General features: G+C 36.0%; 26 protein-coding genes. 20 read left to right on the top strand and 6 right to left on the bottom strand.

Annotated elements, in window-relative coordinates; genetic code table 11:
* Positions 1–68: 68 nt before the first annotated feature.
* The 8 genes from J5J05_RS07060 to J5J05_RS07025 all read left to right on the top strand — a co-directional run bounded on the left by J5J05_RS07060 (position 69) and on the right by J5J05_RS07025 (position 7,569).
* The gene (locus tag J5J05_RS07060) at positions 69–1,388 is read left to right on the top strand and encodes an ABC transporter substrate-binding protein (protein ID WP_208559980.1); all 1,320 of its coding nucleotides are present in this window, start codon (positions 69–71) and stop codon (positions 1,386–1,388) included.
* Between the two features lie 141 nt (positions 1,389–1,529).
* Positions 1,530–2,414, top strand: a complete 885-nt coding sequence (locus J5J05_RS07055) for a carbohydrate ABC transporter permease (protein ID WP_425270352.1) — start codon at positions 1,530–1,532, stop codon at positions 2,412–2,414.
* A gap of 202 nt (positions 2,415–2,616) precedes the next feature.
* Positions 2,617–3,363 (top strand): carbohydrate ABC transporter permease, encoded by a 747-nt coding sequence (locus J5J05_RS07050; protein ID WP_425270351.1) that lies wholly within the window; start codon positions 2,617–2,619, stop codon positions 3,361–3,363.
* A gap of 5 nt (positions 3,364–3,368) precedes the next feature.
* Positions 3,369–3,977 (top strand): DUF624 domain-containing protein, encoded by a 609-nt coding sequence (locus tag J5J05_RS07045; protein ID WP_208559978.1) that lies wholly within the window; start codon positions 3,369–3,371, stop codon positions 3,975–3,977.
* 143 nt (positions 3,978–4,120) lie between these two features.
* Complete coding sequence (locus J5J05_RS07040) at positions 4,121–4,801, top strand: response regulator transcription factor (RefSeq protein WP_208559977.1); 681 nt, start codon at positions 4,121–4,123, stop codon at positions 4,799–4,801.
* A 111-nt stretch (positions 4,802–4,912) separates the two neighbouring features.
* The gene (locus J5J05_RS07035; RefSeq protein ID WP_208559976.1) at positions 4,913–5,833 is read left to right on the top strand and encodes an ABC transporter ATP-binding protein; all 921 of its coding nucleotides are present in this window, start codon (positions 4,913–4,915) and stop codon (positions 5,831–5,833) included.
* The gene (locus J5J05_RS07030; protein ID WP_208559975.1) at positions 5,826–6,611 is read left to right on the top strand and encodes a hypothetical protein; all 786 of its coding nucleotides are present in this window, start codon (positions 5,826–5,828) and stop codon (positions 6,609–6,611) included. The genes J5J05_RS07035 and J5J05_RS07030 overlap by 8 nt, the downstream gene beginning before the upstream one ends.
* A 31-nt stretch (positions 6,612–6,642) precedes the next feature.
* Positions 6,643–7,569 carry a sensor histidine kinase gene (locus J5J05_RS07025; protein ID WP_208559974.1) on the top strand — a complete coding sequence of 309 codons (927 nt, stop codon included), beginning with the start codon at positions 6,643–6,645 and terminating at the stop codon, positions 7,567–7,569.
* A 17-nt stretch (positions 7,570–7,586) separates the two neighbouring features.
* On the opposite strand, the gene J5J05_RS07020 is transcribed toward J5J05_RS07025, so the two are convergent.
* A complete protein-coding gene (locus tag J5J05_RS07020; RefSeq protein WP_208559973.1) occupies positions 7,587–8,609 on the bottom strand; it encodes a zinc-binding alcohol dehydrogenase family protein in 1,023 nt (340 codons plus the stop codon).
* Positions 8,610–8,713: 104 nt separating this feature from the next.
* Between J5J05_RS07020 and J5J05_RS07015 the strand changes: the two genes are divergently transcribed.
* Both J5J05_RS07015 and J5J05_RS07010 read left to right on the top strand, forming a co-directional pair.
* Positions 8,714–9,655, top strand: coding sequence for an aminopeptidase (locus tag J5J05_RS07015; RefSeq protein ID WP_208559972.1), 942 nt, complete (start codon positions 8,714–8,716; stop codon positions 9,653–9,655).
* 71 nt (positions 9,656–9,726) lie between these two features.
* Positions 9,727–10,401 (top strand): VanZ family protein, encoded by a 675-nt coding sequence (locus tag J5J05_RS07010; protein WP_208559971.1) that lies wholly within the window; start codon positions 9,727–9,729, stop codon positions 10,399–10,401.
* A 44-nt stretch (positions 10,402–10,445) separates the two neighbouring features.
* On the opposite strand, the gene J5J05_RS07005 is transcribed toward J5J05_RS07010, so the two are convergent.
* Positions 10,446–11,282, bottom strand: coding sequence for a DUF72 domain-containing protein (locus tag J5J05_RS07005; protein WP_208559970.1), 837 nt, complete (start codon positions 11,280–11,282; stop codon positions 10,446–10,448).
* Positions 11,283–11,421: 139 nt separating this feature from the next.
* Between J5J05_RS07005 and J5J05_RS07000 the strand changes: the two genes are divergently transcribed.
* Both J5J05_RS07000 and J5J05_RS06995 read left to right on the top strand, forming a co-directional pair.
* Positions 11,422–12,162, top strand: coding sequence for a MurR/RpiR family transcriptional regulator (locus J5J05_RS07000; protein ID WP_208559969.1), 741 nt, complete (start codon positions 11,422–11,424; stop codon positions 12,160–12,162).
* An 80-nt stretch (positions 12,163–12,242) separates the two neighbouring features.
* Positions 12,243–13,214, top strand: coding sequence for an aldo/keto reductase family protein (locus tag J5J05_RS06995; protein WP_208559968.1), 972 nt, complete (start codon positions 12,243–12,245; stop codon positions 13,212–13,214).
* 66 nt (positions 13,215–13,280) lie between these two features.
* Here J5J05_RS06995 and J5J05_RS06990 read toward each other — a convergent pair whose 3' ends face one another.
* Positions 13,281–14,123 carry a DUF368 domain-containing protein gene (locus tag J5J05_RS06990; protein ID WP_244244654.1) on the bottom strand — a complete coding sequence of 281 codons (843 nt, stop codon included), beginning with the start codon at positions 14,121–14,123 and terminating at the stop codon, positions 13,281–13,283.
* Positions 14,124–14,343: 220 nt separating this feature from the next.
* Here J5J05_RS06990 and J5J05_RS06985 point away from each other — a divergent pair, with 220 nt between their 5' ends.
* A complete protein-coding gene (locus J5J05_RS06985; protein WP_208559967.1) occupies positions 14,344–15,651 on the top strand; it encodes a hemolysin family protein in 1,308 nt (435 codons plus the stop codon).
* A gap of 118 nt (positions 15,652–15,769) precedes the next feature.
* On the opposite strand, the gene J5J05_RS06980 is transcribed toward J5J05_RS06985, so the two are convergent.
* A complete protein-coding gene (locus tag J5J05_RS06980) occupies positions 15,770–16,171 on the bottom strand; it encodes a ribonuclease HI family protein (protein WP_208559966.1) in 402 nt (133 codons plus the stop codon).
* A gap of 42 nt (positions 16,172–16,213) precedes the next feature.
* Between J5J05_RS06980 and J5J05_RS06975 the strand changes: the two genes are divergently transcribed.
* Positions 16,214–16,672: an EbsA family protein gene (locus J5J05_RS06975; RefSeq protein WP_208559965.1), complete on the top strand. Its 459-nt coding sequence runs from the start codon at positions 16,214–16,216 to the stop codon at positions 16,670–16,672.
* A gap of 25 nt (positions 16,673–16,697) precedes the next feature.
* On the opposite strand, the gene J5J05_RS06970 is transcribed toward J5J05_RS06975, so the two are convergent.
* Positions 16,698–16,919 (bottom strand): cold-shock protein, encoded by a 222-nt coding sequence (locus J5J05_RS06970; protein ID WP_208559964.1) that lies wholly within the window; start codon positions 16,917–16,919, stop codon positions 16,698–16,700.
* 247 nt (positions 16,920–17,166) lie between these two features.
* Here J5J05_RS06970 and J5J05_RS06965 point away from each other — a divergent pair, with 247 nt between their 5' ends.
* The 4 genes from J5J05_RS06965 (at position 17,167) to J5J05_RS06950 (ending at position 20,999) form a co-directional block, all read left to right on the top strand.
* Positions 17,167–19,014, top strand: coding sequence for an ABC-F family ATP-binding cassette domain-containing protein (locus J5J05_RS06965; protein WP_425270350.1), 1,848 nt, complete (start codon positions 17,167–17,169; stop codon positions 19,012–19,014).
* Between the two features lie 15 nt (positions 19,015–19,029).
* Positions 19,030–19,977, top strand: a complete 948-nt coding sequence (locus tag J5J05_RS06960; RefSeq protein WP_208559962.1) for a thymidylate synthase — start codon at positions 19,030–19,032, stop codon at positions 19,975–19,977.
* 16 nt (positions 19,978–19,993) lie between these two features.
* Positions 19,994–20,431: a GNAT family N-acetyltransferase gene (locus J5J05_RS06955; protein WP_208559961.1), complete on the top strand. Its 438-nt coding sequence runs from the start codon at positions 19,994–19,996 to the stop codon at positions 20,429–20,431.
* A 73-nt stretch (positions 20,432–20,504) separates the two neighbouring features.
* Positions 20,505–20,999, top strand: coding sequence for a dihydrofolate reductase (locus J5J05_RS06950; RefSeq protein WP_208559960.1), 495 nt, complete (start codon positions 20,505–20,507; stop codon positions 20,997–20,999).
* A gap of 68 nt (positions 21,000–21,067) precedes the next feature.
* Here J5J05_RS06950 and trhA read toward each other — a convergent pair whose 3' ends face one another.
* Positions 21,068–21,724, bottom strand: coding sequence for a PAQR family membrane homeostasis protein TrhA (trhA, locus tag J5J05_RS06945; protein ID WP_208559959.1), 657 nt, complete (start codon positions 21,722–21,724; stop codon positions 21,068–21,070).
* 195 nt (positions 21,725–21,919) lie between these two features.
* Between trhA and J5J05_RS06940 the strand changes: the two genes are divergently transcribed.
* Both J5J05_RS06940 and J5J05_RS06935 read left to right on the top strand, forming a co-directional pair.
* Positions 21,920–22,807 (top strand): SGNH/GDSL hydrolase family protein, encoded by an 888-nt coding sequence (locus J5J05_RS06940; RefSeq protein ID WP_208559958.1) that lies wholly within the window; start codon positions 21,920–21,922, stop codon positions 22,805–22,807.
* A 14-nt stretch (positions 22,808–22,821) separates the two neighbouring features.
* A complete protein-coding gene (locus J5J05_RS06935; protein WP_208559957.1) occupies positions 22,822–23,448 on the top strand; it encodes a YpmS family protein in 627 nt (208 codons plus the stop codon).
* Positions 23,449–23,467: the final 19 nt, after the last annotated feature.

Raw genomic sequence — 23,467 nt, 5'->3', positions numbered from 1 at the left:
AGAAAAGGTTTGTGGATCAGTGTATTACATAAAATCTTTCAGCATAACCATTAAAGGGAGTAGTTCAAATGAATTCTAAACGATCGATTAAGTTACTAAAGCAAAGCTTAATTCTCGGAAGCACGGTCATTTTGTTGGCTGCTTGTGGAAACAGCAATGACACTTCTGATCAAGAATCTGCAGACGGCAGAACAACATTAGAATTTTGGTCATTCTGGGGATCAGGCGCTAGAAGAGAAACGATTGAAGAAATTATCGAAGAATACAATGCTTCTCAAGACGACGTAACTGTTGAACATGTTTATCAACCTTGGGGCGATATCTGGACTAAGTCATTAGCGGCTATTGCAGGGGGAAATGCACCCGATGTGATCGTACAAGATATCAATAGTGTAAAACAACGTGCTGAAGCGCAACAAGCAACAAACTTACAAGATTATTTAGATGAAGATGATATCTCCGGGGATTTTTATCCACAATTGTGGGATACGGTTCTTTATGAAGAAGAAGCTTACGCACTTCCGTTCAATACAGATACGCAAGTCCTTTTTTATAACAAAACGGCCTTCGAAGAAGCTGGTCTTGATCCTGAAATGCCACCTGAAACATGGGATGAGCTAGAAGAAATGGCAAGACAATTGGATCAAGGTAGTGAAGGGAACTGGGAACAAATCGGCTTTTATCCTAGATGGAATATCGGCGTTGATGTTTGGGCATTGAATGCTGACGGCGGAGAAGCGTGGTTTGATAGTAATGGAGAAGTAGCGATCAATACGCCTGAAAAAGTAGAGGCCCTAGAATGGATGCTAGATTGGCAAGATTACTATGGAAGAGACACGATCAACCAATACGAAGCGGAATTTGGTTCAGGTGTTTCTGATCCATTTATTTCAGGACTTGTATCCATGCGCGGACAGAACATCAACTATTATACGAACCTAGTCGAGAACGCACCTGATGATTTTGAATTTGGTGTTGCGCCTCTTCCTGAAAAAGAAGAAGGTAGTGGTCACTGGTCTTGGGGAGGCGGTTTTGTACTGGAAGTGCCAGAAAATACTGATCATCCAGAAGAATCATATGACTTTATGAAATACCTCTCTTCTACTGAAGTACAAGAAAAATTTGGTATGAATAGTTTCGATATCATGGCGAATACAGAAGCGAATGAAAACCTTAAAACGCATGAAGAGTTGGATGAAATGGGACAAATGATTTATGAATTAGCCGATCAAAACTTAGCGGTTACAACAATCACGCCAGTTCCATTAAATGCACCAGATTTTAATTCTTTAGTCAATACAGAAATCGATGCAGCCTTTTTAGGTCAAAAAACGGCTAAAGAAGCATTGGATGATGCGCAAGAATCGGTTGAGAATTTAGCGGAATAATTAATCATCAATAAAAATGATTTAATATATTATGGTGAGGAGGGAGAGGGTCATGTCCCTTCTCCCTATTATTTTGAAGGTGGTGCATTCATGGCAGCAGAACAAAGAATTGAACCGAAGAAAAAACCGAAACGACAAAAAATGAACAAGCGTCAAAAGAAAGAGGCACTTTGGGGACTACTATTCGTTTCACCCTTCATTATTGGATTTCTCGCTTTTATGCTTTTGCCGATGGCTTTTTCATTTATAGGAAGCTTCACAAATTATAACATTACCTCAAGAATGGATTTTATCGGGTTTGAAAATTTTACAAGAATGTTTACGAATGATCAGTTATTTCTGACTTCTTTATATAACACTGTCTTTTATGTGGTATTAAATGTGCCACTAACGACGGCTGGTGGTGTCTTTTTAGCGGTATTATTGAACCGTAAAATTAGAGGGATCTCGATATTTAGAACCATTTTTTACTTACCAGCTATTCTTTCAGGAGTGGCCGTTTACGTCTTATGGATGCAATTGCTTTCTCCTAGTAGTGGACTGATCAATACGGTCTTATCTTGGGTCGGTATCGCTGGTCCTTCATGGCTCTTTGATCCAAACTGGACAAAACCAGCATTGATTCTCATGCGGTTATGGAGTGTAGGTGGAGCGATGCTTCTTTACTTAGCCACACTTCAAAACGTACCCATCCAATTATATGAGTCGGCAGAAGTAGATGGTGCAGGTCCATTTAAAAAATTGAGACACATTACATTGCCCTTGATCACACCCATTATTTTTTATGATGTGATTACATCAACGATTGGCGCCTTCCAGATCTTCCAAGAAGCGTACGTCATGACGGAAAACGGGACGGGTGGTCCCGCAAATTCTTTGCTATTTTACAACTTACACATGTGGAACAAGGCTTTTGTAGCTTTTGATATGGGCTATGCGATGGCAATGTCTTTAGTGCTTTTTGCAATCGTGATCGTATTGACCTTTATCAACCTTAAACTCGCACCGAGATGGGTACATTACTGATGATAAGTATGATATTGAGAGAGAGGAGAGGCTGATGATAGAATCTTCTAAAACAGATTATAGTCAAAAGAACATGTCGAGTGAATCGAACGCACAGTCTAAGTATTTTAAAAGCAAAAAAAGACAGGAACAACTAGGCAAAATAGCGATTTATGTCATCCTTATTCTCGTGAGTCTTATCTTATTAGCACCCTTAGTTTGGATGCTAAGCACTTCGTTAAAACCCATGTCTGAAATCGTTCGCTTTCCGCCAACAATATTGCCAGAAACCTTTGTATGGCAAAATTATTTGGACACCATTCAAGCCTTTCCATTTTTTAAATATATGGGAAATACATTGTTCATTACTGGTTTCGTTGTGCTCGGAAATGTATTTTCAAATTCTTTTATTGCCTATGGTTTTGCAAAAATTGAATTTCCAGGCAAAAAAATCTTATTCGCGCTTGTTCTTGCGACCATGATGGTTCCAGGATTCGTGACAATGATTCCCCAGTACATTCTATTCACGAGAATCAATTGGGTCGGTACTTATTTGCCATTAATTGTTCCAGCGTTTTTTGGGAGTGCATTTAATATATTTTTATTGAGACAATTTTATCTGTCCATTAATAATGAACTCATTGAAGCAGCACAGATCGATGGGGCGAATCACCTGTATATTTGGAGTCATTTAATGGTGCCGCTGACTAAGCCAGCATTGATTACGGTAGGAATCATGTCTTTCAACGGCGCATGGAATGACTTTTTAGGACCATTACTTTATATTTCTAAAGAAGATATGTATACACTGCAAATTGGTCTCCAATCCTTTTCAAATCAGTCTACGACACAGTGGAATTATTTGATGGCTGGGGCTACCTTAGTATTGATACCGAGCATACTACTCTTTTTCTTCGCTCAAAAATACTTTATTGAAGGAATGGATCTGACAGGTGGAACGAAAGGATAAACGTTATGGAAAAAGAAAAGAATTTATCGAAACAAACGTCTATGATCGTTCAAGCAACTGAGTGGTTCGCAGATTTGGCCTTATTAAATTTATTGTGGTTACTGTTCTCCATACCGATTCTTACTTTGATTCCTGCTACTGAAAGTTTATTTTATGTCATTTTTAGGTTATATAAAAAAGAGGAAAAGCATCCTCTAAAATTGTTTGTTCGACACTTTAAAGAAAATATGTGGACGAGTATAAAAAGAAATAGTTATATTCTGATTGTTTATATTGTATTTGGATTGAACTACTTATTGATTAGCAGTTCGATTGAAATCCCCGTATGGATGCACGTATTCGCTACATCATTGGCTATTCTTTTTGTATTATTCACGATCTCATGTTTTTATTATTTCACCATCATGCAACAAATAACAATTGATATGAAAAAAAGATGGCTTTTAGCATTCTTTTTGATGGTCAAACTCTTTCCAAAAACACTCTTATTTGTATTTTTGACTAGTATAGTCTGGCTCCTAGTTTTCTTATGGCCAAGTACGGGACTGTTTTTTTCAATGAGTTTACCAGTCCTTTTCAGTACCATCATCATTGAAAAAATCTTGTCTTACTAAACAAGTATTTTAATAAAATCCTATCAAGATACAGTAGTGACTAATTATGCTGTATCTTTTTTTGTTGAAAAAATTCTAGCAATCAAAAGCATACTTCGGTAGACTATATTCAATAGTAAATACCTAGAGAAAGAGAGATCAGAATGAAGAAAATATTAGTTGTTGAAGATGACGATACAATAAATGGACTATTATACGAGCTCCTTAGTCAAGAGTACCAAGTCATGCAAGCATATGCAGGCTCAGAAGCTATGCGCATTGTAGAACAGGAATCAGTCGATCTTATTTTATTGGATCTTATGTTACCGGGTCTTACTGGTGAAGCATTTATCGAATCTTTTCGAAAAAAATCGGATATACCGATTATTGTCATTACAGCAAAAACAGAAATGTCTGTTTTAGCAAATGTGCTTTCCATTGGTGCAAATGACTTTATTGCCAAACCATTTAATACCATTGAAGTGATTGCTAGAGTACAAGCACAGTTAAGAGATCATATAGTAAAGGAAAGCGAAGGTTCCTTACATAAAATAGGTACTGTTGAAATGAATGAAGTAACTAGAGAAGTTTTTATTTGTGGGAAACCTGTATCATTGACACAAAAAGAATATGAGTTACTTAAATGTTTTATTGAACATCCAAAAAAGGTATTCACTAAAGCTAATTTATTTGAGACGGTCTGGCAAGAACCGTATTTTGGTGATGACAATACGATTTCTGTTCATATATCTAGGTTGAGAAGAAAGTTATCAGAATATAGCGGAGAAGAAGTGATCGAAACCGTTTGGGGTGTTGGCTTCAAATTTAACCTGAATAACGAATAGATCATGGCGATTTAAGATTTTTGTAAGATTTCCTTCAGGGTTATGAAAGAAACAGCCTTTAAGATAAGAGTTATCAAGAGAATAACCAATAACAATGAAGGAGTGAATAGGATGAATCATTTAATCGAAACAGTTGGATTGACAAAGCATTATGGAAAACACGTTGCGCTAAAAGATGTATCGATCCATGTTAGACAAGGAGAAATTTATGGACTAATTGGAAAAAACGGTGCTGGAAAGTCTACATTATTTAAAACGATGATGGGATTAGCGCCATCATATAACGGTGAAATCAAATTATATGGTAAGAGTTCAGTATCTGAACTAGATGATGCTCGTCAGCGAATCGGATTTATGATGGGTGCACACTTTTTTCCTTACTTAACGGCTAAAGAAAACTTGGAATATTTTAGAAAGATGAAAGGAATCACTGATACAAAAGAAGTCGATCGTGTATTGAAACTTGTAGATATGGAAAAAATCAAAAAACCCTTCAAATCTTTTTCAATGGGAATGAAACAAAGAGTCAGCATTGCTAATGCATTACTAGGTAGTCCAGATGTCATTATCTTAGATGAGCCAATCAATGGATTAGATCCTCAAGGAATCGCTGATTTTAGACGATTAGTTCAAAAACTAAATAAAGAACAGAAAATCACTTTTATTGTTTCTTCACATATCCTTGGTGAGTTAGAACTAATGGCTACACGATTTGGATTTATCCATGATGGCGTTTTGATCGAAGAATTGGATAGAGAAACCATCCGCAATAAAACAGAAGAAAAAGTAGTTGTTAAAGTAGATGACCTTAAAAAAGCCATTTATTTACTGGAACAAGCGTATGAACAGATCGAATATACAGTAAATGGTGACCAAGAATTAGTTATTTCAGGAATGACAAATAAAGTGGATGAATTTGCCCAATTATTTGTTTCAAACGAATTAAAACTCTTTAAACTGATTTCTCAAGAAATATCGATTCAAGATTACTATTTGAATTTAATTTCTAAAGGAGGTCAAAAAAATGTTTAATTATATTAAAGCAGATCTATATCGTTTGATGCATAAAAAATCTAACTATATCTACTATGGTGTATTGTTTGCTGCATTCGTACTGTTCACTATTTTTACGATGACTAATTTTTCTGAAGGATCTGGTTATTCTGATGGGTTCTTACAAGCAGGCATCATTTTACTTTCGCAAGCTTTCCCATTACTATTTGGTATTCAAGCTTATTCAGTTGTCTATTTAAATGATGTTTCTTCATCTTCTTATCAAAATATTTTTAGTAGTGGTCTTTCCAAAGTGGAATTTGTGATAGGTAAACTGATTGTATTTATCACTTATATGTTCACCACATTTTTAGCCGGTGCAATCGTTTATCTTGCATTATATCTGTTTGTGATGTCATCAGAAAATGCTGACTTTAATATCGAAGCATTTAAAACATTAGCAACAGTCGGTGGCTCTGTATTTTTGGGAATGATTGGTTATGCAGGATTAGCTAATCTAGTAGCTTATGTTACACAGAATACAACAATGTCTCTGATTACATTTGGTGTACTCATTTCAAACATTAGTTTAACTGCTTTAGATTTAATCTCTTTAGTAACAGACAAATTAGAATTCTTAAGAAAATGGACAATGTCTTATTACTTAAGTGACTCAAATAACACGTTATTATTTGGTTCTGTAAATGAAGTAGGTATGCCGTTTAAAACATGGGGGATAATCGGTATTTACATTTTAGTTACTGCGATTGCAGGGATTGTTTTACTCAGAAAAATTGAAATCAAAGAAGGAAAATAAGTTTTAATCATGAATAAAAAGGAGGTGCTTTATGTTTTTCTTGCTCATCATTAGTATCATCGTAAATATGATGTTTCTGTTAAAGTTCTATCAAGACCGAAAGTTCAACAAACGATTGATGAATCAACTAGAGTGGGTCATTTCTGGTAAGGCAATGTCCGATTTGAAAAAGAATGCTTCCTCGAAATCCCAAGACGAGTTGGTCAATAAAATCAATGAATTAATCAGCCGATTAAGAACCATGAAAATTGACTATACTGAGATTGATGAGCAGAATAAACAAATGATCGCCTCCATTTCTCATGACTTTAGAACGCCGCTAACTTCTATGCTGGGTTATGTTCAAATATTGCAAGGTACAGCACAGCAAGAGAATGAAGTGAAATTCTTAAAAATCATTGAAGATCGAACGACTGTCCTTAGTGAACTCGTAGAAGAATTCTATCGTTTGAGTTTATTGGATTCAAAAGAACATCATTTGCAATTCGTAGCTGCTTCTCCGGTACTTATGATGCAAGAGCAAATAGCGATGTACCACCAAGAATTAAGTGAAACCTTTGACCACGTGAATATTCAGTTGATCAATGAAGCGACGACGGTTTCAACAAGTAAACTGGAGTTTAGCCGGCTTATCGGTAATTTAATAAAAAATGCTTTTACACACGGGTATAAGCGTTTCTCTATCTACAATGAAATGTCAGAAGATACGATGATGATTTATATCGAAAACGAAGTCGCTCATCCTGAATCGATAGATATCAGTCGATTGTTTGATCGAACCTATAAAGGAGATCAAGCAAGACAAGCCGTTTCAACCGGTCTTGGCTTATCGATTGCCAAAAAAATCGCTGAAGTCTTGGCATATAAATTAGAGGCAAATTTGTATGATCAGGTTTTGCAGTTTAAATTAACCATTCCAATTGATGATAAAAAGAAAGAACTTGAAGAATCATCATGATTCCTCAAGTTCTTTTTTTAGTTTTTGTGTTCAAGAACGATTTTTCCGGTCGTATGTCCAGTCATAAGTTGTTTGTAGGCTTCAGATAACGTTTTTCCATTCATTTCTTCGTAGCGATGATTGATTGTCGTTTTGACATTTCCAGCTTCTACTTGCTGGCGCAAATCATCTAGATACTCATGTTGACGAATCCAATCTGCAGTCTGATAGACAGATCTGGTGTACATCAGTTCATAGCTAAATGAAATGCTTTTACCGAAAAACGTTTTCGGCAGCGGTTGACTAAGTGGTAAAATAGAACATACATGGCCTCTAGGACTTACTATCTTACTAACCTCTTTAATATTATCATCTGCATTGGCCGCTAAAAACACATACGGTACAGCGTCATAACCAAGTTCATTTAGTTGTTCTCCATAAGGTTTAGAGTGGTCGATGATCTTCTTAACACCTAATGATTTCAACTGTTGTCTTGATTCATCTCGTGAAGCAGTACCAATCACTTCTATGCCATTATTGAGAGCGATTTGCGTTGCAATCGATCCAACACCACCGGCAGCTCCCACAATTAATAATGTAGCAGGCTTCTCAGCATTTTTTGGTATCTGTAACTGATCAAAAAATGTTTCGTATGCGGTCAATGCTGTCAATGGTAAGGCAGCTGCTTCCGCAAAGTCTAAGTTAGTTGGTTTTTTTGCGACCATTCTTTCATCGATTAAATGAAAATCAGCTTGGGCACCTTGGACATTGCTCGTTCCAGGATAAAATACTTCATCTCCAATCTCAAAGAGTTCTGTTGCTTCACCAATCTCCACTACTACACCAGAAACGTCTCTACCTAATACAGTGAATGACTCATCATCTGTTTTTTTCATTTTCCACGTCATTACGTCTGTAGGATTCAATCCAACTGCTTTAACTTCTACCAATAATTGTCGCCCATTCGGTTCAGGCTTGCTTATTTCTCTTTTTTCGAATGGAATCATTTCTTTTTGTTCACCAGGGTCTCCAAAACCGTATGCGTTCATATTTTTACTCATATCAATCATCCTTTAACGTATTTTTTACCATTTTACACCTTGAAAAAAGCAAGAACAACCAATATGTGATAGAATGACAAAATACTGTTGTAAAGGATGAGACAATGAATCGCTATATAGAAAATGCTCTGAAAGTATTTGAAAATAACTTTGATCTAAAAAAAGACGAAACGGTTTTAATCGTAACGGATGACAAGATGAAAGATGTAGCGCAGTATTTCTATGAAGCTGCCATAAATAATGGTAATGAGACCGTGATGTCGCAGTTTCCTGCTACGTATAAGAGTGGAGAGGAGCCACCATCAATCATTGCGCATGCATTGGAACAGGCGGATGTCGCACTCTGCATTACTTCTGCTAGTCTGACGCATACACATGCTAAAAAAGATGCTGCAGCTCATGGTACTAGGATCGGGACGATGCCTGGGATTACATTAGAGATGCTAGCTTCGGGCGCTATTGAAGCTGATCCCCACACTGTCCAAGAATTGACAGCTCGTTTCACGACAATGCTTGAAAACAGCTCCACTGTGAAAATCGAAAAAGATGATGAGATACTAACGTTTTCGATTGCTGATAGAAAAGGTATTCCAAGTACAGGTATTTTTAGAAATAAAGGAGAAGCCGGAAATATTCCTTCAGGTGAAGCCTATATTGCGCCTATTGAAGACTCGGCCAATGGTACATTGATTGTAGATGGTTCAATTGCACAATTAGGAAAAGTTAATGAGGCCATCAAGTTAGAGCTCGAAAATGGACGGCTTATCGCTGCAAGTGGATCTCAAGGAGAAGACTTATTAGCGCTTCTAGGAGAGGATAAAGGTCGGATCATTGCGGAATTTGGTGTTGGAACCAACCCTACTGCTAAAATAACCGGTGTCGTTTTAGAAGATGAAAAAGTTTTTGGTACTATACACATCGCTTTTGGTAGTAATAAACCCTTCGGCGGTGTAACAGAAGCGGGTGTCCATATTGATTGTGTCGTTCAAAAGCCTACTGTCTGGTTAGACAATAATAAAATCATGGAGAATGGTAAAGTCGTTTAAGAAAAATTAAGGACTTGTGTATAATATAAATGATAGTAAAAGATAACTGTTTTTAGAAAGAAGGAAAGCCGATGAAAAGAGAATCTCAGTCAAGATACCCTGGAATTTTTGCATGGCTTACGGTATTGGTCTGGATGGCAATCATTTTCTGGTTTTCTTCCCAACCTGCTAATGAGTCAGCTCAACTAAGTTTTGGTGCAATGGAGGTAGGTAGTCAAGTATTCAATCATTGGAGAATCGTAGGAGCAGTTTTGTTTTTATTGGTTTTCAATTTATTTCTTATTTGGCTCAAGAGAAGAACTGCACCGTTGTGGGGGAAATGGCTTATACTCATATTGTTTATACTCTTTTGTAGTATAACGATTTATGTTCTTTTAACGATAGTTCGTCCCAAATTAGGGATTGGTGAATTGAGAGACATGAACTATTATGTCTTGCATATTTTTTTAAGAAAGTATGCGCATTTTTTTATCTATCTCTTTTTTGGTATATTAGTGAAAAATGCGTTATCTACCACAGGGATAAAAGGGATAAAAGCCATTGTGATTGCATTAGCTTTTTGTGCTATTTATGCAGCTACTGACGAATATCATCAAAGTTTTGTTCCGGGTCGAACAGCTTTGATCACAGATGTCTTTATTGATTCGACGGGTTCTTTTGTCGGCATATTACTCTATTCTATATTAGACTGGATTTCTGGCAGGAGAAGTATCTGGCAAGCTTTTTGGAACATTAAAGCATATTAAAAAAAGCATGATCAGTTGAGTTTCTCAACTCGATCATGCTTTTTTTAAAATAGATCAAGCTGTTGGGGAGAGAGATTTTCAAAATCCACTCCTAACTGTTTTTGAAGTGTTTTGGCATTACTAGCTGCATGTCCGCCTGAATTGTTATTAAAGATAACGCAAAATTCTCGAGTGTCTTTTTCTAACGATTTGACTGTTTCTGCAAATTCACTTAGTTCTTTTAGACTGTAATCATATAATGTACGCTCGGCACGCCAATCTTGGATATTTTCACCTAACCAGCCTTCATAATTTCGTCCATGTAATCTGAATATCGTTAGTTGTTCATTGGTAGCAGCTATGATTTTTGGGATACTATTATTTGGTGTCTGAGGTTGATCGACGATAACATTGATGAACTGCATATCTTTCAAAAATTGGAGCGTTTTATCACGATTCTTCTCAATGAACCAACTTTGATTTCGAAATTCAACTGCGACAGGCCAGTCGTCCATTAATTCTCGTATCGTTCTTAAATAAGCTACATTTTGTTTAGTACAGTCAAAATAAGGTGGAAATTGAAAAAGAAAAGCTTTCACCTTGTTGTCAGCTACCATCTTCTCAAAGGTATTTTTAAAAATAGAAAACATAGATGTTACACTCGTGAATTCCTCTATCCATTCTTTGTGAAGTGTCATTGCTTTATACGCTTTTGGAATAAACATGAATGAAGCAGGTGTTTTTTCAATCCAGCTATCAATATTTTTTTCGGGTGGAATCGCATAAAAACTTGTATCTAATTCAACTACCGGGAAATGACTTGAATAGTTTTCTAATTTTTTTGAGTTCTCTAACGTAATCAAGGGATGATCACTCCAACCAGTCAATCCGATTGTAATCATTAAACAGACCCCATTTCATTTTTTATCTACTTATTCTAACATGATATAATAAGTAGATAAATCAAAGCACGTATTCTTTACTCAACCAATCTGAACAGTATGAGTGATTATCTTAGTATGACAAAAGGAGTGTGATCAATTGTTTTACCAAAATCTTGAAAAGCAACGTGAAAGACTAAATGCAACAGAAAATAAAATTTTATCTTTTTTGATTGATGAAAAGCAAAATATTCGAGAGCTGACAATCAGACAAATAGCCACAAAGTTTTATACCGTTCCCAATACGGTTGTCAGATTATGCCATAAGCTAGGCTTTAAAGGATATACGCAGTTTAAAGAAGAACTTTTAAAAACGGTTGAAGAAGAGAAATCTATGAATGAACTGTCATCGATAGATAAACAACTCTTCATTACAAATCAGCTCATAAATGATACATTGTTGTTTGATGTTATGAATAAAATCAAACAGGCTGATCAGATTCAGTTATATGCCATAGGATTATCTCGTTTCCCAACAGAAGAATTGGCTGAACGCTTAAACTATATGGGTAAACAAGCTCAGACCTTTAGAGATATAGACTTCATGTTGCATAGTGCTAAGCAGCTTTCGGCCAAAGATTTAGTTATCGCCGTGAGTTTATCAGGATCAAGTGAATCTGCTATTTTCAAAGCAACTGAATTCGCGCGAAATACGGGAGCAAGAACCATCAGCATAACAAGATCAACGAATAATGCGCTTTCTAAAATAACTGACATTCAATTACAAGTGCATAGTAATGAAACAGCAGTGAATGAGCTAGATATTTCAGACAGATTAAGCATTCATTATCTTTTTAGTCAGCTAATGAATACTTATATGGAACAGGTTACGCGTCATTAGCTAATAATAATGCGTATTCTATTTGATTTTTCGAATTAACTTTGAGAGAATAAGGAAAGAATGAATATGGAGGCGGTATCATGGAGTACAGACAACTAGGCAATAGTGGTTTAAAAGTCTCGGAAATTGCGTTAGGAAGTTGGCTTACATATGGTAAAACAGTGGAAGACACGACTGCAGAAGATTGTATTCGCTTAGCATATGAAAAAGGCATTAACTTTTTTGACACGGCTAATGTCTATGAGCAAGGTCAAGCTGAAAGAGTCTTAGGAAAAGCACTGAAGGATTATCAGAGAGATCAGGTAGTCGTTGCAACGAAAGTTTACTTCCCGATGGGGGATGGACCAAATGACCGAGGTCTTTCTAGAAAACATATTATTGAGCAATGTGATAAGAGTTTACAAAGACTAGATATGGATTATATCGATCTCTATCAATGCCATCGTTTTGATTCAACGGTACCCTTAGAAGAAACGCTCATGGCATTAGATGATCTCGTAAAACAAGGGAAAGTACTTTATACCGGTGTCAGCGAATGGTCAGGAGCTCAAATCGAAAAAGCGCAAGCGATCACTGATCGACGCGGTCTGCACAAAATGATTTCAAATCAGCCAGTCTACAATTTACTACAGCGTTACATTGAAGCAGAAATCTTACCCGTATCTGAATCTCATGGAATGGGACAAATTGTATTCTCTCCATTAGCGCAAGGTGTTCTCACTGGTAAGTACAAACCCAATGGTGAAATACCAGAAGGTTCTAGAGCGGCTAACAAAGATATTAGTGGATTTTTAAACCGTTATATGGACAACGAGACATTAGAAGCTGTACAAAAACTTGATGCAATTGCCGACCAATTAGATTTAAGTTTAGTGCAATTGTCTCTTGCATGGATTCTAAGGAACCCTGGTATTTCCGCTGCCATTATCGGGGCAAGCAAACCTTCACAAATTGAGGAAAATGTAAAAGCCTCCGGTATTAAATTAAGCGATGACGTACTGGATGAAATCGACAATGTACTTGAAACGATTGAACACGTTAGAAAAAGATAAATGGACAGTATCAAAAGACGTTGGTGAAAAAAACGCCAACGTCTTTTTTATAAGAATACGGTTAGTTTACGTTTTTGGTTTGTATTTCATTTCCAATCTACCCATCCAAAGTCCTAAGGCCAAGCCCATAAAGAATAATATTACGGAAATGAGGATACTTAATCGTGACAATTGACTAAAGGCTTCTTGAGATGGAAAGATGATAACAGTTGAAGCGATGACCACCCCTAAGATCAGATGAAAAATAGTCGTATAAAAGCGTCTCATTAAATAATTTACCAGTTTTGACAACGCAATAATACAAAGCAAAGCACCGAAGCCCACTGGTAAAAGAATAGATAGATCAAGGCGACTGATTCCTCTGGTTAAAGGTGCATACAGATGCATGTATATCAGAAAATTAGAGGGACTAAGACCGGGAATAATAAATCCCGAAGCGAATAGTACGCCAACCATAACCCAGGTAAAAGGTGTCTGCGCGACTGTGATCGTTAAAAACAGATTGGCGCTGACCAATAATATAAAAGAGACAATAGCTGTAATGACCGTGAGCCAAATATGTTTGCGACTACGACCATAGAGGCCGGCTTTTCGGTAGAGTAAAGGAACTGTACCAAAAATGCAGCCCATAAAGAATAGCAGTATAAATACTGGTTGGGTTCTAAGCAGTGATTCTATCGGATAGGCGAGGACAATTATTCCAAAGCCACCACCGAAACCCACTGGCAAAAAGAAAAGCACTTTTTCTTTGAAGTGATCGTTCATATGCGCTATAAAGTAAATCAGTTCTTCATAAATGCCAAATACGGCTGCCAATGCGCCGCCACTAACACCCGGTAAAATAGCACCTGAGCCAATAAAAATCCCTTTAATGAAACGGATGATCCACTGCATTAATCTATTTTCCAACTGTCTTAACCTCCATTATTTCAATATAATATAGCAGATAACACTTGCTGGCAATCCATTTTCAGCCCTTATGATTAATTTAATCTTTATACATGTTAAATGGACATCAGTGGTCTCTGTTGACTTGTCTATAAACATTGTTATACTAATAATATTAGTAGTAAATAAGATTTTGAATAGAAATTAATGAAAAAAACAATTGAGTTGGAGGGTTAAAATTTTGTCAGATATTTCTCTATTATGGCTATTTGTTCTACAATTTGTTTTCATCTTTTTGAATGCAATCTTTGCGAGTGCTGAAATCGCCGTGATCACCATTAATGATAATAAGCTAGAAAGATTAGCACAAAGTGGGGATGTACGCGCTAAGCGATTAAAAAAATTAACAGAAAATTCTTCTGATTTTCTTGCGACCATTCAAATTGGAATTACACTAGTAAATCTACTTAGTAGTGCTGTTGCAACTGAAAACTTCTCAAGTCGGCTAGTTGGTTTGCTAGCTGGTATTGGTATTGAGATTCCTATTACGCTTCTAAATTTAATTTCACTGGTGTTAATTACGCTACTGTTAACCTTCTTTACCGTGGTTTTAGGGGAGCTTGTTCCAAAGCAGTTAGCGCTAAAAAATCCACAAAAAGTTGCACTAGCTTTGTCGGGATTAGTTACGGTCATCTCAATGATTTTCACGCCAATTGTGAGGCTATTTTCACTGTCAACACGTGGGATACTAAAAATATTTGGTATAAATACGGATGATGATGAGAGTGAAGATACTGAAGAGGAAATTCGATTAATGTTAGATATTGGCGCTCAAAAAGGGCAAATCCAACCTGATGAAGAGCATATGATTCAAAATGTTTTTGAATTCGATGATACCCAAGTTGAAACGATCATGACCCACAGAATTGATGTTGTATTCCTTTGGATGGAAGAGACACAAGAAGATTGGGAGCGGACGATAAGAACGGGAAGACACTCTGTGTATCCGGTATGTAGTAAATCTAGTGATCATATTATCGGGATTCTTTACACAAAAGATTACTTTAGAGTAGATGATAAGCGATTAGTTTCTCTTAGAAAAGAAGTTATTCGTCCAGTCAATTATGTGTTAGAAACCGTGAGAGCAGATGTTTTATTCAGAAATATGAAACAATCGAAAGAGCGCTTCGCTGTCGTTATTGATGAATATGGTGGGACTAGTGGGATTATCACAATGAATGATCTACTTGAAGAAATTGTGGGGGAATTCAGTGATGATATCTTAATGTCAAAAGAATCTCTACACATCAAACCACTAAATCAGCATTCTTGGTTAGTTAGTGGCCAAACGACTATCAAAGAAATAAATGAGAAACTGAAGTTAACCATACCGTTTAAGGATGAGGAAACTTTGAATGATTTCTATCATTTGCGACATGCAAAGCAAGAAAAGAGCACTGAAGGATATTCAGAATTTGGTTTTATCATGAAAAACATTCAGATAGAGAAAAACGAATTAAAAAATGCGATTATTGTTTTATCTAAGTAAGACAAAGAGGTAATCTTTTATGATTACCTCTTGTTTTATTTTTAACTTGTAAAAAGCACACAAAATTCAAGCAAATTGATAGATAAACTGGTATGATAGACAATATGAAATCGATAAATTAGTTTATAGCAATTTGTAAGGCTTGTTTGGCAAGTTGATCAGCACCTTTATTTTGTTTTTCAGGAATCCATCGAATCTCGTAGTATGCCAGTTGATCTAGCAAGCTAAGACACCGCTTGAGATAAGGCTTAAATAAATCATTTTTTACATATTTCTTTTCTAAAGACTTAGCAACGACCTGACTATCCGTGAAAAAGAGTGTCAACGAATCGGTTAATCCCTGTTCGACAACCCAGGTAATAGCTTGGCTCATTGCTTCGAATTCAGCAGTATGGTTATCCCATTGTCCTTTTAACGGTTCTTTTAATTGTTTGTAGACATCTGAGCCGGATACGACGATACCAATTCCAGCGAATCCAGGATTGCCATTGACGGCAGCATCGGAATATATTTTTAACATAAAAATTATCCTTTCGATAATGAAAAGTAGGAGATCAAGATTATGAAGACAAAAACACAAGAACTTAGTCAATCAAGTAACAAAATCAAACTATCATTGGAGCCAGCATTTCAGACGATCTTTATATCGAGTATATTTATTTCTTTTTGTATTACCATCGTGATTACAACCACGCTAGCACGATTTAATTGGGGAACTGTGGCATTCGCTATCATCACGTTGCTTTTATTTTACTTAAAAAAAGAAACGTATATAAAAATCGAGGAGGAACAACTCTATTTTTGCTATTTTGCGGGATTGAAGAAAGCTTTCATTCCAATTTCTGACATTCAGGGTTTGATCGTAACAGAACATAAAAGACTGACTATTTTGGAATTGAAAACTGATAAAACTTACGAATTCTATCTGAATAAGTCAAATCAAGCAAGGTTGAATCATTGGGCACAAAGCAAAGGTCTCCCAATGAACGCACTACATTTAAACTATAGTAAAAAGGATTAGACAAATGTCTAATCCTTTTTTTAAGTTAGTTTGATTCTGTAGATGTTTCAATTTCGCGTACTTGTGTTGCTTGAGGACCACGGTTGCCTTCAACGATTGAAAATTCAACTAACTGACCTTCTTGAAGTGTTTTAAATCCTTCTTTTTCAATTCCAGTAAAATGAACAAAAACGTCATCATGATCGTTGTATTCAATAAACCCATACCCTTTTTGGTTACTAAACCATTTTACTTTACCTGAAGTCATGATAATCCTCCTATGAAAATAATGGTATCAATAAGCCTAATACGCTTACCACCAGTATATAGAAATCTACTGTTATAAGCAATCTTAGAATAAACGATCAAAGAAATTCCGATTGAATATTTTTTCTAACTGAGAAAATGTTCATGTTATAAGTGAGTGCGGATATGATAGAATAGAATTACTATAAAAAGAGTGGTGGGTCTAGATGAAAGAATTAAAAATAGAAAATTTGACTCATTCGTATGGAATGAAAACATTATTCGATTCGATTGATTTTTCAATTACCGATGGTCAGAGAATTGGATTGATTGGGGTTAATGGGACCGGGAAAACGAGTCTCTTGAATATACTGACAAAAAAATTATCTCCTGATAAAGGTACGATTTCTCAACCAAACGATTACACCATTGGTTATCTCGAGCAAAAAAATACATTAGATGATTCTAAAACCGTTTTGGATACTGTTTTTGATGGAACGACTGCAATCATGGAGGCCGTCCGAACTTATGAATCTGCCTTACAGCGATTAACGATCGATCCGACAGATACACGTGCACAAAATCATTTTTCTACTGCTGAACAGAAAATGAATAGCGCTGATGCATGGAACGCAAATGCAAGTGCCAAGTCCATTCTTACGCGGCTAGGTATTCACGATATGCAGCAAAAAATCGGACAAATGTCTGGTGGTCAGCAAAAAAGAGCTGCCCTAGCGCAAGTGTTGATTCAAGAGCCCGATTTGCTTATTCTCGATGAACCGACAAACCATTTGGATTTCGAAATGATCAAGTGGCTTGAAAATTTCTTGATGAATTATAAAGGTGCATTATTACTCGTAACCCATGACCGTTACTTCTTAGATAATGTCGTTAATCACATGGTAGAGTTGACATACGGACGCTTAGAACGCTATGTTGGGAACTACCAAGACTTTGTTCGTTTAAAAGCGGAAAGAGAAGAAACGCAGACTCAAAAGACACACAAGCAGAAGCAATTGTACAAACAAGAACTCGCTTGGATGAGAGCAGGTGTTAAGGCTCGAGGCACGAAGCAACAAGCAAGGATTGACCGATTCACAGATTTGAAAAAGGAAGTTTCGAACACCGACCCGAATGCTTCTTTAGATTTAAACCTATCTGGAAGCCGTTTAGGTAAAAAAGTACTAGAATTGGATAAAGCAAATTTCAAACGAGACCAGCAAGTGATCTTGGATCAATTCAGTTTACTCATTCAACAAACTGACCGTATTGGTATTACAGGCGAAAATGGATCAGGTAAAACGACTTTTTTAAATATATTAGCTGATCAGATTCCTTTAGATAGCGGTATTCTTGAAATTGGTGAAACTGTTAAAGTGGCTTACTATACCCAAACTAATGAATCGATGGATGAAAATAAACGTGTTATCTCTTATTTACAAGAAATCGCAGAAGAGGTTCGGTTAGCAGATGGTACAAGTGTAAGCGTGACCCAGTTGCTAGAACAATTTCTTTTCGATCGCTCCACACATGGTACATTGATTGGTAAACTTTCTGGTGGAGAGAAAAGACGACTTTATTTATTGAAATTGCTCATGCAACAACCGAATGTGCTATTGCTTGATGAGCCTACAAATGATTTAGATATTCAGACTTTAACAGTTCTTGAATCTTATATTGAAACATTCAGTGGTGCGGTTATCGCCGTTTCACATGACCGTTACTTTTTAGATAAAATGGCTTCTAAATTACTAATCTTCAAAGGTAATGGCGCTATTGATTCCTACTACGGTAAGATGACAGAATTTCTTGAAGAGCAAGACAGAGAAAAAAATGAAATGGTTAATACAGTTGTGGCTGAAGAAAAAAATGCAAAAGAAACGAATGCTCAAAAAAAAGAAAAAACAAAATTGACTTACATGGAAAAGAAAGAATGGGACACCATAGAAGATGAGATTGCAGCGCTGGAATCTGAATTAGAAGAGATTCAAATTGAAATGAGCAAAGCAGGTAGCGATTATACGATTATTGGTGAACTAAATCATAAACAAGCAACGTTAGAACAAGCACTCGAAGCTAAAATGGAACGATGGGATTATTTAAGTGAATTTATTTAAAAAGGAGAAATTTTAATGGAACAGGAATACCTTAACCTCGCAAAAAGAATACTTGAAGAAGGTAGTATCAGAGATGATCGTACAGGTACAGGTACAAAATCCGTATTTGGTCATCAAATGCGATTTGATCTGCAAAAAGGATTTCCACTATTGACGACTAAACGTGTTTATTTCAAATTAATTAAAAGTGAGCTACTTTGGTTTTTAAAAGGTGATACGAACATCAAATATCTTCTTGAACACAATAATCATATCTGGGATGAATGGGCATTTGAACGATATGTTCAGTCTGAAGATTATAAAGGACCAGACATGACTGATTTTGGTTTGAGATCTCAAGAAGATGAAGCATTCAATGAACTTTATCAGCAAGAAAAAGAAGCATTTAATCAAAAAATCCTATCTGACGAAGCTTTTTCTGAAAAGCATGGTACTCTCGGAAATGTATATGGCGCACAATGGAGAACGTGGCCTACAACTGATGGCGGCACTATCGATCAAATTCAGAATGTGATTGATTCCATAAAAAACAATCCTGATTCAAGAAGACACATTGTTTCAGCGTGGAATCCTGAAGAAGTACCAGATATGGCATTACCACCTTGTCACACATTATTTCAATTTTACGTTCAAGATGGTAAGTTAAGTTGTCAATTATATCAAAGAAGTGCAGATGTATTTTTAGGGGTACCATTTAATATTGCTAGCTATGCATTATTAACACACTTGGTTGCACACGAGACTGGCTTAGAAGTAGGAGATTTTGTGCATACACTAGGAGATGCACATCTTTATTTGAATCATATGGATCAAATCAATGAACAACTTTCTAGAGAGCCAATGCCGTTTCCGACTTTAGAATTAAATAAAGAAAAAGTGAGTATTTTTGATTTTGATATCGATGATATTAAAGTAACAGGCTATAAACCTCACAAAGGGATTAAAGCGCCTATAGCTGTTTAAGAAAAGAGGTAAGACAATGTTTAGACGATTAGATCAAGAAGATATTAATTTATGTGTATCTTCTTTTATAGATGTATTCAATGGACCGCCTTGGAATGATGACTGGAAGCAAGAGCAAGCGAGATTGTATTTGGAAGATATTTTTCAAACGCCTGGATTCATCGGTGTTGGTTTTCAACATCAAGAGACGCTAGAGGGCGTTATACTAGGTAATGTAAAAAGATGGTACAGTGGGAAAGAATTTTTTATACAAGAGATGTTTGTACTAAATGCTTCACAAGGCAAAGGGATAGGGAAAAAACTAATGGCTCATCTCGAAGACGTACTTGAAGAAGAAGATGTGCAAGATTTAGCCTTGCTCACTGATAAAGGCATAGATGCTGAATTTTTTTATAAAGCCAACGGGTTTAATGAAATTGAACGATTGATTTTTATGGCAAAAACTACAGAATGATAGATACTTGCAATATACAACGAATAGGTAAAGGATTAGTTGCGCGTTGCAAACAAATGAGGAGAATGCTGCTATGATAACATTTGTATGGGCTGAAGATGAAAATGGTGTAATTGGATTGAATGGAGAGTTACCCTGGTCACTTCCCAACGATATGAAATTCTTTAAAGAAGTAACACTAACGGGAAACGTATTGATGGGGAGGAAAACGCTTGAATCGATCCCCAATCCACCTTTGAAAAATAGAATCAATGTTGTGATGACTAGAGATGATACGTATGAAGCCGATGAAGTTATCGTAATGAATGACAGAGAGTCTGTTTTGATATTAGCTGAATCAATGGATAAACCGCTTCATATCATTGGTGGCGCTGATATCTTTAATTTGTTTATTGATGACGTTGATAAACTTTACCGCACGCTTATACATGAGAAATTTCAAGGAGATACTTATATGCCTGAAATTAATTACAATAACTTTAAGATGATCGAATCAAGAGAAGGCCTATTAGATGAAAAAAATCGTCATGCTCATACGTTTCAAATATTTGAACGTATAGCTAAGTAATTTTGTGTTTATCATAAAAAGGATCTCATCATTTTGTCTAAAATGATGAGATCCTTTTTATTGTGTTTTTAAGTGTATAAATAAATTGAGAAGAACATACAGATTGTTCCACCTAGTACAAATAGATGCCAGACAACATGCATAAATTTAACATATTTCAATCGGTAAAATAGGGCGCCTATTGTGAAAGATAGTCCTCCTGCAACTAGCCAGATAAAGCCTGTGGTTCCAAGACCTTGGTATAGATAGTTTAAGAAGAATAAAGAGATCCAACCCATCATGATGTATAACCATACGGATAGTCCTTGGAATTTCTTAAACCAAACTGTTTTATAGATGACACCTAGTAAAGCAATTGACCAGATCATCACAGTTAATAGGATACCTAATCTTCCCCCGACCGTTATGAGGGTATAGGGTGTATACGTACCTGCTATCAATAAGAAGATACTACAATGGTCAAGAATTCGAAAAAAGTGTTTAGCTTTTGTAAACGTTAAACTGTGGTATAACGTAGAACATAGATATAGTAGTATCAATGATGTTCCGTAGACGATATAAGAAGTGACTTCCACGATACCGCCCATTTCAAGACCTTTTTTTACTAGAAAAATCAGTCCTGTAATACTCAATATAACACCTAGGCCATGCGTAATTGCATTTAAAACCTCGTTCCATATTAAGTACCCTCTGGAAAAAACTGTTTCGGGTGTTTTTTCTGACATAATATACCTCCTTTACAACCTTCGCTTCTGTACGTCAATACGATAATTTGGTATACTATTTTTTGAGCACTTTATAATAGTACCGTATCATTTTGACAGATTTAGTATAGCATAATATCGTCATTAGATGCACCTCAAAAAGTGTAAATGATTAGGAAGAAAATAATTTAAAATTTAGAGTAAGGAAGAAAATAGATGGTAGCGATCAAGAAGATAATTATAAGTGTATTGAGTATTTGCGTATTCGCAATAGTAGGTTATTTCTTGCTAGAATTATTCATTCCTGGAACTGAACAAACAAATCAAAATAATCAATTAGCTTCTCAGGAACAAATGAAGATAGATGTTGATTTAGTTGCTATAGGGGACTCATTAACAGAAGGAGTAGGTGACAGCACTCATCGAGGCGGATATGTCCCAATGGTCGCTGACCTACTTAAAGAAAATACGCATGTCAAGAGCGTTGAAACAGCGAATTATGGACATGCGGGAGATACATCTAAGCAGTTGCTGACATTGTTAAAAGAAAATGAAGATGCACAAACTGATTTAAAAGAAGCAACAATCATCACGATAACAATAGGTGGAAATGATATTGTTAAAAATTTTGGTAAAGTTGGTTTGAACGGTTCAGTTGAAGATTTTGAACCAACGATTCAAGCATATGAGAAAAATTTAAACCAAATTTTTGAATTGTTAAATCAATATAATGATCAGGCAACCATGTACATTTATGGATTATATAACCCCTATCATTATTACTTCTCAGAGTTTCAGGAACTACAAGCAGTATTCGATTTATGGAACCAGCGTACGCTTCAGTTTGCAGAAGATCGACCAAACGTGAGATTTGTAGAAATCGATTCACGTTTTAATCCATCAGAGGCCCCTCAAGAGATAGAATCTCCGGAGGAATCTGCTGATAGTCTAGATGAAATACAAGATAAAAATCATCCTTATTTATATAAAGAAGATCTTTTCCACCCTAATGACAGTGGTTACCAGATAATGGCTCAGGCGCTTAGAGATGCAATTAATAAAGATTTAGAAAATACAAAAGCTAGTCTTAGTATGAATAAGTAGAGAGGAAGAGCGATTTGGCGGAACAGCGTACAGTGAATACGAAAAAAAAGAGAAGCATCAATTTATGGAAATGGGCATGTTTGGTTTTGATTGGTTTAATATTCGGAGCATTGATATGGCTTTTTGTGCAGTTACAGCCGGTAAATGTTGGTGAAGAAAATACGGAATCCTTAGTGACTAATGAAGATGATCTAGTATTTCAAGTCAGTACAACAAAAGCAGATGTTACCAGATTAACCAATGAATATTTGAGAAATGAGTTAGACGATCAGTATGCAGGGTTTAATTTCTCGCTAGAAGATTCAGCCGAATTGAGTGGGGAAATAGAAGTATTTGGATTTCCGATCGAATTTTCATTATTTATGACACCTTACGTGCTTGAAAATGGTAACTTGCAACTCAGAGGAGACTCGATCAATATCGGTTCTCTAAATTTACCAATTAGTTTTGCAATGTCTCAGCTAGCGAGACAAGTAGATTTTCCAGAGTGGATCGTGATTGATAGTGAGAATCAATTTATTATTGTTAATTTAAATGAGTTTGAACTCGATAATGGCGCAAGGTTCTCTGCAGATCGTATTAATTTAGAAGAAGACGATATTCAATTTAATATTCATTTGCCTCTTGATGCAGTGAAATGATAAACTTACGCAGACGAAA

The organism is Marinilactibacillus kalidii, assembly GCF_017599325.1.
Lineage (GTDB): Bacteria > Bacillota > Bacilli > Lactobacillales > Carnobacteriaceae_A > Marinilactibacillus > Marinilactibacillus kalidii.
This window is presented reverse-complemented; position numbering and strand designations above follow the sequence as displayed.

Excerpts from the sequence above, each read along its gene's own strand:
- J5J05_RS07060 (WP_208559980.1), top strand. The coding sequence starts at position 69 with ATGAATTCTAAACGATCGATTAAGTTACTAAAGCAAAGCTTAATTCTC.
- J5J05_RS07055 (WP_425270352.1), top strand. The coding sequence starts at position 1,530 with ATGAACAAGCGTCAAAAGAAAGAGGCACTTTGGGGACTACTATTCGTT.
- J5J05_RS07050 (WP_425270351.1), top strand. The coding sequence starts at position 2,617 with ATGCTAAGCACTTCGTTAAAACCCATGTCTGAAATCGTTCGCTTTCCG.
- J5J05_RS07045 (WP_208559978.1), top strand. The coding sequence starts at position 3,369 with ATGGAAAAAGAAAAGAATTTATCGAAACAAACGTCTATGATCGTTCAA.
- J5J05_RS07040 (WP_208559977.1), top strand. The coding sequence starts at position 4,121 with ATGAAGAAAATATTAGTTGTTGAAGATGACGATACAATAAATGGACTA.
- J5J05_RS07035 (WP_208559976.1), top strand. The coding sequence starts at position 4,913 with ATGAATCATTTAATCGAAACAGTTGGATTGACAAAGCATTATGGAAAA.
- J5J05_RS07030 (WP_208559975.1), top strand. The coding sequence starts at position 5,826 with ATGTTTAATTATATTAAAGCAGATCTATATCGTTTGATGCATAAAAAA.
- J5J05_RS07025 (WP_208559974.1), top strand. The coding sequence starts at position 6,643 with ATGTTTTTCTTGCTCATCATTAGTATCATCGTAAATATGATGTTTCTG.
- J5J05_RS07020 (WP_208559973.1), bottom strand. The coding sequence starts at position 8,609 with ATGAGTAAAAATATGAACGCATACGGTTTTGGAGACCCTGGTGAACAA.
- J5J05_RS07015 (WP_208559972.1), top strand. The coding sequence starts at position 8,714 with ATGAATCGCTATATAGAAAATGCTCTGAAAGTATTTGAAAATAACTTT.
- J5J05_RS07010 (WP_208559971.1), top strand. The coding sequence starts at position 9,727 with ATGAAAAGAGAATCTCAGTCAAGATACCCTGGAATTTTTGCATGGCTT.
- J5J05_RS07005 (WP_208559970.1), bottom strand. The coding sequence starts at position 11,282 with ATGATTACAATCGGATTGACTGGTTGGAGTGATCATCCCTTGATTACG.
- J5J05_RS06995 (WP_208559968.1), top strand. The coding sequence starts at position 12,243 with ATGGAGTACAGACAACTAGGCAATAGTGGTTTAAAAGTCTCGGAAATT.
- J5J05_RS06980 (WP_208559966.1), bottom strand. The coding sequence starts at position 16,171 with ATGTTAAAAATATATTCCGATGCTGCCGTCAATGGCAATCCTGGATTC.
- J5J05_RS06975 (WP_208559965.1), top strand. The coding sequence starts at position 16,214 with ATGAAGACAAAAACACAAGAACTTAGTCAATCAAGTAACAAAATCAAA.
- J5J05_RS06970 (WP_208559964.1), bottom strand. The coding sequence starts at position 16,919 with ATGACTTCAGGTAAAGTAAAATGGTTTAGTAACCAAAAAGGGTATGGG.
- J5J05_RS06965 (WP_425270350.1), top strand. The coding sequence starts at position 17,167 with ATGAAAACATTATTCGATTCGATTGATTTTTCAATTACCGATGGTCAG.
- J5J05_RS06960 (WP_208559962.1), top strand. The coding sequence starts at position 19,030 with ATGGAACAGGAATACCTTAACCTCGCAAAAAGAATACTTGAAGAAGGT.
- J5J05_RS06955 (WP_208559961.1), top strand. The coding sequence starts at position 19,994 with ATGTTTAGACGATTAGATCAAGAAGATATTAATTTATGTGTATCTTCT.
- J5J05_RS06950 (WP_208559960.1), top strand. The coding sequence starts at position 20,505 with ATGATAACATTTGTATGGGCTGAAGATGAAAATGGTGTAATTGGATTG.
- trhA (WP_208559959.1), bottom strand. The coding sequence starts at position 21,724 with ATGTCAGAAAAAACACCCGAAACAGTTTTTTCCAGAGGGTACTTAATA.
- J5J05_RS06940 (WP_208559958.1), top strand. The coding sequence starts at position 21,920 with ATGGTAGCGATCAAGAAGATAATTATAAGTGTATTGAGTATTTGCGTA.